The sequence below is a fragment of the Cyanobacteriota bacterium genome, assembly GCA_025054735.1.
GTDB lineage: Bacteria > Cyanobacteriota > Cyanobacteriia > SKYG9 > SKYG9 > SKYG9.
Genome location: JANWZG010000623.1, coordinates 1 through 1,498, shown reverse-complemented (window position 1 = coordinate 1,498; position 1,498 = coordinate 1). Strand labels below are relative to the sequence as shown.

Annotated in this window: 1 protein-coding gene; it reads right to left on the bottom strand. The window is 49.2% G+C overall.

The window, feature by feature from the left end; all coding sequences use genetic code 11:
• Positions 1 to 1,498: PAS domain-containing protein (locus NZ772_18815; GenBank protein ID MCS6815610.1), on the bottom strand; the 1,498-nt coding region annotated here is incomplete at both ends.

The following is a 1,498-nucleotide window of genomic DNA, read 5'->3' as shown; positions in this document are numbered from 1 at the left end:
ATCAGGAGCGTTAGCCGTTCTGCTTCACTGACAATAATTGCCAGATTTCCATCTATCTTGCATAGCGTAGTGTGCAGCAGGTCTAGTGGACTAGGTGGTCTAGGGTTGTAGTCAGCAGTGGAACTGACTGAGGCAACTCTGGTTTCATCTGTAGGAGTCTGATTGCAGATAGACTGCACCAAGGGAAACACTTGTTCATGCAACTTGTCGCGAATGATGGAGGTAAACCCTAATACCGATGTCAGGGGGGTTCGTAACTCATGGGAAACGGTAGCAATAAATTCATTCTTGACGCGATCGACCTCGCGCTCGTGGGTCACATCCCGAATTAAGACCGCACATCCCAGCCATTGTATAGCGTCACCATCAGCCGTTTGTTTGAAGATCAGCGAGGCAACTGCTTGCCCAACGCGGTTACTGCGCAGTGCTACTTCAGCAGTGACAACATGGTTGTTTGCAGTTCCTAGCCTGTCCACTATGCTAGGACTACCATCCACTAGGTTGTAACCAGCAGCAATCTGTTGCAGTTGGTCAATTAAGTTGGCTAGGTCTGGCAACGCTAGTTGCTGACAGTCTTGGTGCAAAAAATCCTGGCTACCCAGCGCAAACATATCAACAAACGCTGGATTGTAGCGAATAATCCGTCCTTGGGTGTTGGTGACTAGCAACCCATCCACGAGGTTATCCAGAATAGCATTAAGCGCTTGGGATTCTGACAGGGCATTTTGGAGGGCGGCTGTTCGCTCATAGACACGGGCCTCAAGTTCAGTATTCAGTTGCTGAACCGTTAACTCTGCCTGTTTACGGGGGGTAATATCCATAGAGATACCCGTAGTCCCCAAGACGTTGCCAGCGTCGTCATATACCGGGGTTTTGATGGTCATAACCCAATGATAGGAGCCATCTGCCAAGGGAATGCATCGCTCCATGTAGTAAGGCTTGCCAGAGGCGATCGCTGCTTGGTCAGTTTCAATAAACATCTGGGCCTGCTCTAGCGGCCAAACTTCATACTCGCTTTTGCCAATTAAATGCTCAGGAGTTAGGTTAATTGCCCGACAAAACGCCTCATTCACAGCAATGTAGCGACTGTCAACATCTTTATACCAGACACGATGGGGAACATTGTCTAAGATGGCCTTATAGATTTGTTGCTGGGCCTTAGTTTTGGCTTCGGCTTGTTCTCGCTCTTCTTGAACAGCATAACGATCGCTGACATCCACCATATAGCCAAACCACAGAATTGCTCCATCGGGCAACAGGTCTGGATGGGCAGTGCCACTGACCCACTTGAGCTGCCCAGAGGGTGTGATAATCCGCCAATCTTGTATCCAGTTAGCAGCGTTGGTAGCAGCCTTCTGCATGGCTAGTATCACTAGCTCCCGATCGTCAGGGTGAATCACCCGCCACAGTAACTGAGGGTCAGCCTGAAGAGTGATTTCATCAACTTCTAACAGTGCTTTACACCCTGATGAAACATAAAGCAATAGGTCAGCGCGAT